Here is a 926-nt window from a genome sequence, read left to right as displayed (position 1 = left end):
TGCCGTGTGTCGATGATGCCGAGCGGGTGGGCATGGAATGAGAGTGTCCATTGTCCGTCTTCGGTCTCCAACGCAGCGACCGGTTCGCCCGCCAGCGCTTGCGAGACATATATGAAGCCGCCATTCCATCGGATCTCGCCATTGTGGCGCACGCGGCGGACCGAGGCCTCGGCCGGATAGACGGGCTCGGGTGGTGTCCTGGGCATGGCGCGCTGTGAGGACCGGTAGTGCTGGGCGGGCGTATCCATGCCCAGCGCCTCATGGGGACGTTCCTCATTGTAGCTGTGGCGGAAGGTCTCGAAGGCCTGGCCCTGTGCCGTTCGGTCGGCTTCCGGTGCCTCGGCCATCGGCAGCATGGTCAGGTGAAAGCGCTCGTGACGTCCGTTCTGCTGTGGCCTGCCGGGTGCGATCCGCTCCAGGGTGATGCCGAGCTTGATGAAGCGCACGACAAGCGGCGTCAGCCCGGTGACGCCGGCCGATGCGAAGGGCGGGCCATTGTCGCTTCTGAAGCGATCCGGCAGGCCATGCTCTTCAAACAGCCGTTCGAACACCGGCCAGGCTTCGCTATCGGCCGTCGACCCCGTCGCTTCGAGCGCCAGAAGATAGCGGCTCGACGCATCCATCACCGTCAAGGGTTCGCAACGCCAGCCGTCGCGGGTCCGGAACCAGCCCTTGTGATCGCCAGTCCACACCGCGTTCGGTTCTTGCGGCTGTGGCCAGGGTCCATTGCCGCAGGCCCGCAGGCGGGGTCGCTTGCGGGCGCGGACAAGCCCATGCCGCGCAAGGATCGCGCCGACCGTCGAGGCTGAAGGCCACATGAACTCGGGAGCCGTGCGCCTGAGCCGTGCCACGATCTTCTTTGGACCCCAAAGCGGATGCAGCTCCTTGGCCGCCACAATCCGCTCAACCAGATCCTGAGCTGTCGC

Annotated in this window: 1 protein-coding gene; it reads right to left on the bottom strand. The window is 66.0% G+C overall.

Annotated features, from left to right (window positions below):
* Positions 1–926, bottom strand: a 926-nt coding sequence (locus NKI15_RS31930; RefSeq protein WP_352888191.1) for an integrase core domain-containing protein, incomplete at both ends; no start/stop codon positions are given.

Origin of the sequence: Mesorhizobium sp. M0862 (assembly GCF_040319795.1) — a bacterium.
Classification (GTDB): domain Bacteria; phylum Pseudomonadota; class Alphaproteobacteria; order Rhizobiales; family Rhizobiaceae; genus Mesorhizobium.
The sequence above is the reverse complement of the archived record's forward strand: the minus strand, read 5'-3'. Positions and strand labels throughout refer to the sequence as shown.